Annotated in this window: 7 protein-coding genes and 1 pseudogene; 5 read left to right on the forward strand and 3 right to left on the reverse strand. The window is 71.9% G+C overall.

Annotated features, from left to right (window positions below):
- Window positions 1-78, forward strand: a pseudogene (locus tag EST92_RS29790) (ubiquitin-like domain-containing protein); the annotation flags it as partial.
- 46 nt (window positions 79-124) lie between these two features.
- On the opposite strand, the gene EST92_RS29795 reads toward EST92_RS29790, so the two are convergent.
- The 3 genes from EST92_RS29795 to rsmI all read right to left on the reverse strand — a co-directional run bounded on the left by EST92_RS29795 (window position 125) and on the right by rsmI (window position 2,540).
- Window positions 125-1,000 (reverse strand): TatD family hydrolase, encoded by an 876-nt coding sequence (locus EST92_RS29795; RefSeq protein WP_129283802.1) that lies wholly within the window; start codon window positions 998-1,000, stop codon window positions 125-127.
- 33 nt (window positions 1,001-1,033) lie between these two features.
- On the reverse strand, window positions 1,034-1,486 hold the full coding sequence (locus EST92_RS29800) for a hypothetical protein (RefSeq protein ID WP_129283803.1): 453 nt from the start codon (window positions 1,484-1,486) through the stop codon (window positions 1,034-1,036).
- 172 nt (window positions 1,487-1,658) lie between these two features.
- Window positions 1,659-2,540, reverse strand: coding sequence for a 16S rRNA (cytidine(1402)-2'-O)-methyltransferase (rsmI, locus tag EST92_RS29805; protein ID WP_129283804.1), 882 nt, complete (start codon window positions 2,538-2,540; stop codon window positions 1,659-1,661).
- A gap of 88 nt (window positions 2,541-2,628) precedes the next feature.
- Here rsmI and EST92_RS29810 point away from each other — a divergent pair, with 88 nt between their 5' ends.
- From EST92_RS29810 to EST92_RS29825, 4 genes are all read left to right on the forward strand, one after another.
- Window positions 2,629-4,383: a phospholipid carrier-dependent glycosyltransferase gene (locus tag EST92_RS29810; RefSeq protein ID WP_129283805.1), complete on the forward strand. Its 1,755-nt coding sequence runs from the start codon at window positions 2,629-2,631 to the stop codon at window positions 4,381-4,383.
- Window positions 4,384-4,536: 153 nt separating this feature from the next.
- Window positions 4,537-6,189 (forward strand): penicillin-binding transpeptidase domain-containing protein, encoded by a 1,653-nt coding sequence (locus EST92_RS29815; RefSeq protein WP_129283806.1) that lies wholly within the window; start codon window positions 4,537-4,539, stop codon window positions 6,187-6,189.
- Window positions 6,190-6,276: 87 nt separating this feature from the next.
- The gene (locus tag EST92_RS29820) at window positions 6,277-6,795 is read left to right on the forward strand and encodes a YbaK/EbsC family protein (protein WP_254069137.1); all 519 of its coding nucleotides are present in this window, start codon (window positions 6,277-6,279) and stop codon (window positions 6,793-6,795) included.
- The gene (locus EST92_RS29825) at window positions 6,792-7,637 is read left to right on the forward strand and encodes a DMT family transporter (protein ID WP_129283808.1); all 846 of its coding nucleotides are present in this window, start codon (window positions 6,792-6,794) and stop codon (window positions 7,635-7,637) included. The genes EST92_RS29820 and EST92_RS29825 overlap by 4 nt, the downstream gene beginning before the upstream one ends.
- Window positions 7,638-7,894: the final 257 nt, after the last annotated feature.

Raw genomic sequence — 7,894 nt, forward strand, 5'->3', positions numbered from 1 at the left:
CAGCGCCGCACGGTGTGGACCACTGCGGACACCGTCGCCGGCGCGCTCCACCAGCTCGGCGTGCGTGCCGAGGGCGCGGTGGGGCGGGGCCGACGGCGGCCCGCCGCCGCGGGCCGCCGGACACTCAGTAGCCGAAGGCCCGCGCGGTGTTCGCCGCGACGGCGGTGGCCAGGGCGTCTTCCGTCATCCCCTTGACCTCCGCCATCGCCCGCAGGGTGACCGGAACGAGGTACGGGGCGTTGGGCCGCCCGCGGTAGGGCGCGGGGGTGAGGAAGGGGGCGTCGGTCTCGACGAGCACCAGCTCGGGCGGGGCGACGGCGAGGGCTTCCCGCAGCGCCCGGGCGTTTTTGAAGGTGACGTTGCCGGCGAAGGACATGAAGTAGCCGGCCGCGGCGCAGATCTCGGCCATCGCGGCGTCACCGGAGTAGCAGTGGAAGACGACCCGTTCGGGGGCGCCTTCCTCGCGCAGGATCCGCAGCACGTCGTCGTGGGCCTCCCGGTCGTGGATGACCAGGGCCTTGCCGTGCCGCTTGGCGATCTCGATATGGGCGCGGAAGGAGCGCTCCTGGGCGGCCATGCCGTCGGGACCCGTACGGAAGTAGTCCAAGCCGGTCTCGCCGACGCCCCTCACCTGCGGCAGCGCGGCCAGCTCGGCGATCCCGGCGAGCGCGGCGTCGAGCGCGGCGTCGCCACCGGCTTCCCGGGCGCCCTGCCGCGACCAGCCGTCAGGGTCCCCCAGCACGATCCGGGGCGCCTCGTTGGGGTGCAGCGCCACCGTCGCGTGCACGCTGTCGTATGCAGCCGCGGTCTCGGCGGCCCACCGGGAACCCGCCAGATCGCAGCCCACCTGGACGACGGTGGTCACCCCGACCGAGGCGGCCTTGGCGAGCGCCTCGTCGACGGTGCCGCCCTGCATGTCCAGGTGAGTGTGCGAATCCGCCGCCGCCACCCGCAGTGGTGCGGGCAGCGGCGGCGGAGTGTCCTTGTCCTGCGGTGCCATGGCCGCGATCCTACGAGGGCCGCGGCGCGGGCCTCACTTGCGGTGGTGCTGGAAGGGGTGCAGCAGGTCGGAGAGGTGCCAGTGGTGGCGGCCGGTGTCCTCGGCGGTGCTGCCGCTGCCGCCGGTGTCCGCCGCGGGCGCCGGTTCCTTCCGCTTCTCGCCGCCGGGCTGGCGCTGGTGCAAGTTCGCGATCGCGTCGGAGACCATCGAGACCTGACCCGACCGCATGATGCGCACGACATTGCTGGCGCAGTTCAGGCAGGAGGGGTGGGTCAGCGGCGACGGGACCCGCTCGCCGTCGGCGTAGTAGACGACGTGCTGATCGCCCTTGCCGTCGACCTGATGGACTATTTCGTACGCCTGCTCCCAGCCATGGCCGCACCTCATGCAGGCGAAGGAGTACGCCTCGTGTGCGGCGGCCTCGGGCCTGGAGAGGGTGCGGTCTTCGCTGGTCGTGACGCCGGTGGCCTTCGCGATCTCACTCATGTGCGCTCCTCTTGTCCGCTGGACAAGGTCTTCGGGGAACCGTTCGCCCCTCACCCAGGGAACGCCTTTTCCGGCCACAGCGCAGTAGTGCTTCTATCGTATTGGCCCAGTTTTGGCCGGCGGCAGGAAAAACACCCGATCGCGCAGCCACACCCTTTACCTTCGAGGCCAGTCATTTACCTTCTGATGAGTCGGTTTTCGCAGTGTTCTTCTGCGCGGTCTTTGCGGCGACCACCGCATCGAAGACCTCCCGCTTGGGCAGCCCGGCGTCCGCGGCGACCGCGGCGATCGCCTCCTTGCGGCGCTCCCCGGCCTCCTCGCGGACCCGCACCCGGCGGACCAGTTCCTCGGCGCCCAGCTCCGGCGGCCCGGTGTCCGGCGCCCCCTCGACGACGACCGTGATCTCGCCGCGTACCCCCTCAGCCGCCCAGGACGCGAGGTCGCCCAGGGGTCCGCGCTTGACCTCCTCGTACGTCTTGGTCAGCTCGCGGCAGACCGCGGCGCGCCGGTCCGCGCCGAAGATCTCGGCCATCGCGGCCAGGGTGTCGTCCAGGCGGTGCGGCGCCTCGAAGTAGACCAGCGTGCGCCGCTCGCCCTCGACCTCGCGCAGCCGGGAGCGCCGCTCCCCCGCCTTGCGCGGCAGGAACCCCTCGAAGCAGAAGCGGTCCACCGGCAGACCGGAGACGGCCAGCGCGGTGAGCACCGCGCTGGGGCCCGGTACGGCCGTGACCTTGATGTCGCGCTCGACGGCCGCGGCGACCAGCCGGTAGCCCGGGTCGGAGACGGAGGGCATCCCCGCGTCGGTGACCAGGAGCACCCGCGCCCCGCCGGTCAGCGCCTCGGCCAGCTCGGGCGTCCGGGCCGCCTCGTTGCCCTCGAAGTACGACACGATCCGCCCGGACGGCTGGACGTCCAGCGCCTGGGTCAGCCGGCGCAGCCGCCGGGTGTCCTCGGCGGCGATCACATCGGCGGCGGCCAGCTCGGTGGCGAGCCGCGGCGGCGCGTCCGCGATCTCGCCGATGGGCGTCCCTGCAAGTACCAGCGTTCCAGTCACCCGCCCATCCTCCCAGGACGCCGCCGCGCCCCGACCCGCCGGTTCGCACGGTGGCGCTCCCCGCAGGTCCACAGGCGGCTTCCCTACGATGGGCCGCGTGACGAGTGACACCACCGCGACCGACGCCGCCGCGCAGCACGCCCCGGAGCCGGCCGGACGGCCGCCCGTGTGGCGGCGGCGGCTGCGCCGCTTCGGGTACCCCGCCCGCCCGCAGGCCGATGTCCGGACGCGGCTGGTGCCCCCCTTCCCCGAGCCGAGCGGCCGCCTGTGGGCGGTGTTCGGCGCGGGCCCGGACGCGGCGGCCCGGCTGGCGCGCTGGTCGGGCTGGGCCGGTCCGCTGCTGGTGGCGCTGTTCGCCGGGGTGCTGCGGTTCTGGAACCTGGGCAGCCCGCGGAAGGTGATATTCGACGAGACGTACTACCCCAAGGACGCCTGGTCGCTGCTGCAGTACGGCTACGAGGGCACCTGGGCCAAGAACGCCAATGACGCGCTGGTCGCGCATCCGCCGCACCTGCTGCTCTCGCCGGAGCACTCGTACGTCGTCCATCCGCCGATGGGCAAGTGGCTGATCGCGCTGGGCGAGTGGGCCTTCGGGATGAACCCCTTCGGCTGGCGGTTCATGGTGGCGCTGCTCGGCACGCTGTCGGTGCTGCTGGTCTGCCGGATCGGCCGGCGGCTGCTGCGGTCGACGGCGCTGGGCTGTCTGGCCGGGACCCTGCTGGCGGTCGACGGGCTGCACTTCGTCATGAGCCGCACCGCCCTCCTCGACCTGATCGTGATGTTCTGGGTGGTGGCCGCGTTCGGCTGCCTGCTGGTGGACCGGGACCGCACCCGGGCCCGGCTGGCGGCGGCGCTGCCGCTCGCCGGTGAAGCCGGGGAGGCATCGGGCCCGGCCCGCCCGGACGAGGCGGTCGGTGACCGGCTGCGGCTGGGGTGGCGGCCGTGGCGGATCGCGGCGGGGCTGTGTCTGGGCCTGTCCGCCGCGACGAAGTGGAACGGCCTGTACTACCTCGCCGCGTTCGCCCTGATGTCGGTGCTGTGGGACGTCGCGGCCCGCCGTACGGCCGGTGCCCGCCGCCCCTTCCGGTCGGTGCTGCGCCGCGATGTGCTGCCCGCGTTCGGGTCCACGGTCGTCCTCGCCCTCGCCACCTATCTCGCGTCCTGGTCCGGCTGGATCGCCACCAAGGGCGGCTACTACCGCGACTGGGCGACCACCCCGGAGGGCCGTACCGGCGCCTGGACCTGGCTGCCGGACTGGCTGCGCAGCCTGTGGCACTACCAGACCGAGGTCTACGCCTTCCACACCGGACTGACCACCCCGCACACCTACCAGTCCAACCCGTGGAGCTGGCTGGTCCTGGGCCGCCCGGTCTCGTACTTCTACGAGGACCCCAAGGCCGGCCAGGACGGCTGCACGGCGGCCGAGGGCTGCGCCCGCGAGGTGCTGGCGCTGGGCACCCCCCTGCTGTGGTGGGCGGCCTGCTTCGCGCTGCTCTACGTGCTCTACCGCTGGCTGTTCAAGCGGGACTGGCGGGCCGGGGCGATCGCCTGCGGGGTCGCGGCCGGCTATCTGCCGTGGTTCCTCTACCAGGAGCGGACCATCTTCCTCTTCTACGCGGTGGTGTTCGTCCCGTTCCTGTGTCTGGCGCTGGCGATGATGCTCGGCGCGCTCATCGGGCCTCCGGGCTCAACGGAGCGGCGCCGCACGGTCGGCGCGGTGGGCGCCGGTGTCCTGGTCCTCCTCATCGTGTGGAATTTCATCTACTTCTATCCGCTCTACACGGGTATGCCGATCCCCAAAAGCGCCTGGCACCACCGGATGTGGTTCGACACCTGGGTGTGAACCGGCTTATTCGACAGTTCTGTCACAGGCTTACAACAGTGCGTCACCGGACCGTGCCCGGATCGAGACTCACCGCCTCCCCGTGTCCCATAGAGTGCGAGGCACGTTCTTGTGTGCGTATTCAAGGACGACGCTTCGGAGGGAATGGGTGGCATGCGCCGTGAGGTGATGTACGGGCTGATCGGCGGATCGGTGGCCCTGGTCGCGGGAGTTGTGGGCGGCCTGACGCTGTTCGGCTCGGACGACTCGTCGTCGCGCGAGGTCAAGTCGGCGGATGCCAAGTCGGGTGACAAGGGGACCAAGGTCCCGACCGGCCCGCTGTCGGCCAAGGAAGTACAGACGGCGTCCCGGCAGTTCCTGTCCGCCTGGCAGTCCGGCGACACCGCCAAGGCGGCCGGGCTGACGGACAGTCCGGAGACCTGCAAGAGCGCGATGGAGGCCCTCCGCAAGGAGGCGAAGTTCTCCAAGATGACAGTGACGCCCGGCACGCCGGACGGCGAGAAGGTGCCGTACACCGTCTCCGCGCAGATCGAGTACAAGGGCACCAAAGCGCCCTACTCGTACCGCACATCCGCGACCGTGCAGCGGGACACCACCACCGGGAAGCCGCAGGTCGCCTGGCGGCCGACGGTGCTGCACCCGGGCCTGGCCAAGGGCGACCAGCTGCGGACCGGCGAGGCCGAGGCGCCGCCGATCAAGGCTGTGGACCGCCATGGCGCCGCGCTGACCCCCCAGGCGCATCCGGCACTCGCCGGGGTGCTGGACAGCCTGCGCGACAAGTACGGCGACAAGACCGACGGCAAGCCCGGCGTGGAGCTGTTCATCCAGCGCGCCAAGAGCGCCAAGCCCGCCGACCAGCTGCCCGACAAGACGCTGAAGGTGCTCTCCAAGGGGACGCCGGGCACGCTCAAGACCACCCTCGACGCCGCCATGCAGTCGGCGGCGGAACGGGCGGTCAAGGGCAAGAAGTCCGCCTCCGCGGCCGCGGTCAAGCCCAGCACCGGTGAGATCCTGGCGATCGCCAACGCCCCGGAAAAGGGCTTCAACATGGCCACCCAGGGGTCGCTGGCCCCCGGCTCGACGATGAAGATCGTCACCTCGGCGCTGCTCATGGACAAGGGCCTGACCTCGCCCGGCAAGCAGAACCCGTGTCCCAAGTACGTGACCGTCGGCGGCTGGAAGTTCCAGAACCTCGACAAGTCCGAGATCAAGCACGGCACCTTCGCGCAGAGCTTCGCCGCTTCCTGCAACAACGCCTTCATCTCGCACGCCAAGGACCTCAAGGACGACGACCTGACCAACGAGGCCCGGGACGTCTTCGGCATCGGACTGAACTGGCAGACCGGCATCCCCACCTTCGACGGCGCGGTGCCGGTGCAGCACGACGCCCAGATGGCGGCCTCGCTGATCGGGCAGGGCGGGGTGCGGATGAACCCGCTCAATGTGGCCTCGCTCGCCGCGACGGTCCGGGCCGGCTCCTTCCACCAGCCGTACATCGTCGCGCCGTCGCTGGACAACCGGACGCTCGCCAAGGCCTCCCGCACGATGAAGCCGTCCACCCTCAGCGGTCTGAAGTCGCTGATGAAGCTGACCGCGACCTCCGGGACGGCCGCCCAGGCGATGGCCGGGGTCAGCGGTGACATCGGCGCCAAGACCGGCTCCGCCGAGGTCGACAACCAGAAGAAGCCCAACGCCTGGTTCACCGCCTACCGCAACGACCTCGCCGCGGCGGCCGTCGTCCCGGCGAGCGGGCACGGCGGCTCCAACGCGGGCCCGCTGGTCCGCGCGATGCTCACCGCCGGCTGAGGCAGCGGGGGCACGGCCGCGTGCCCCTCGTCTCATCGGTCAAAAGAAGGTCGCATGGCCCGTACAGCTTTCGCTAGCGTGCGGGCCATGAGCGATTCCACGTCCGAGACCCCCCGGGAGACCGCCACCCCCTCACCGGCTCACCCCCGATTCGCCGAGGCCCTCGCCGAACTCGGCCTGACCGTCGAGGTCCGCCGCTTCCCCGAGGCCACCCGCACCGCCGCCGAGGCCGCCGCGGCCGTCGGCTGTGACCTCGCACAGATCGTCAAGTCGCTGATCTTCACCGCGGACAGTGAGCCGGTGCTGGTCCTCATGGACGGCTCCGCACGCGTCGACATGGAACGCCTGCGCGCGGAACTCGGCGCCGGTACGGTCGGCCGCGCCGACGCCGATCTCGTTCGCGCAGCCACCGGCTACGCCATCGGCGGCGTACCGCCCTTCGGACACCTCACCCGCACCCGCGTCCTCGCCGACCGCGGGCTGCTCGCGCACGACACGGTCTGGGCCGCCGCCGGCACCCCGTACACCGTCTTCCCGCTCGACCCCGCTTCCCTGATCGAGTACGCCCAGGGCCGTGTCGTGGACGTGCGCGAGCGCACCTCGTGACGCCGCTCGTCGTCGCGGCCGTCCTGCTGGCCGCTGTCACCCACGCCAGCTGGAACGCCCTCGCCCACGGCATCCGCGATCAGCTGCTGGCCTTCACCCTGGTCGGCGGCGGCGGTGCGCTCTGCGGCCTCGCCATGGCGGCCGTCACCCCGCTCCCCGCCGCCGGCGCCTGGCCCTACCTCCTGGCCTCCGCCGTGCTGCACATCGTCTACCAGGCCCTGCTCATGCAGTCGTTCCGCCTGGGCGAGTTCGGTCAGATGTACCCCATCGCCCGGGGCACCGCACCGCTGGTCGTCACCGTCCTGGCCGCAATCTTCGTCCATGAGGTCCCCGGGGCCTGGGCACTGGCCGGCGTGGCACTGGCCTCCGCGGGTCTGGTCGGCGTCGCCCTCTGGGGCATCCGCGGCTCCGGCACGCGCCCCCACTGGCCGGCGATCATCGCCGCGCTCGCCACCGGCCTGGCCATCGCCTCGTACACCACCGTCGACGGCCTGGGCGTCCGCGCCTCCGGCAGCTCCCTCGGCTACATCGCCTGGCTGATGCTCCTCGAAGGCATCGTGATCCCCGCCTACGCGCTGGCCACCCGCCGCCGCCAACTCCTCACCGAGCTGCGCCCCGTCGCACTGCGCGGGCTGGCCGGCGGGGTGCTCTCCGTCTTCGCCTACGGCCTGGTCCTGTGGGCCCAGACCCGCGCCCCCCTCGCCCCCATCGCCGCACTGCGCGAGTCCTCGATCATCGTCGGCGCGGCGATCGGTGCGGTGTTCTTCCGGGAGCGGTTCGGCGCGCCGCGGATCGCGGCAGCCGGGTTGATGGTGATAGGGATCGGCCTCATGTTGACGTAGAAGCCTGGCGGCCCGGCGAACGTACTCGGCTGCGGCGCCGTTTTGCCTCGCGGCCCGGCGTACGTACTCGGCTGCGGCGCCGTGCGTTTTCGCCTTCGGCGGGGTGGTGGTTGGGCGGGGGCCGCGGTGGTGTGTGGTGGGTGCCGGTGGCGGGCCTCCGGGGGTGGGTGTTCGGACTGCTTCGCTTTACGTCCGAACACCCATCCCCTCCGGCCCACCACCTCCCGTCCGGGAAAGCGACCCCCGCCCGGTGGGGG

The organism is Streptomyces sp. TM32 (assembly GCF_004122755.1).
GTDB classification, from domain to species: Bacteria; Actinomycetota; Actinomycetes; order Streptomycetales; family Streptomycetaceae; genus Streptomyces; species Streptomyces sioyaensis.

Coding starts and splice junctions, on each gene's coding strand:
- EST92_RS29795 (WP_129283802.1), bottom strand. CDS start 1,000: ATGGCACCGCAGGACAAGGACACTCCGCCGCCGCTGCCCGCACCACTG.
- EST92_RS29800 (WP_129283803.1), bottom strand. CDS start 1,486: ATGAGTGAGATCGCGAAGGCCACCGGCGTCACGACCAGCGAAGACCGC.
- EST92_RS29810 (WP_129283805.1), top strand. CDS start 2,629: ATGGGCCGCGTGACGAGTGACACCACCGCGACCGACGCCGCCGCGCAG.
- EST92_RS29815 (WP_129283806.1), top strand. CDS start 4,537: ATGCGCCGTGAGGTGATGTACGGGCTGATCGGCGGATCGGTGGCCCTG.
- EST92_RS29820 (WP_254069137.1), top strand. CDS start 6,277: ATGAGCGATTCCACGTCCGAGACCCCCCGGGAGACCGCCACCCCCTCA.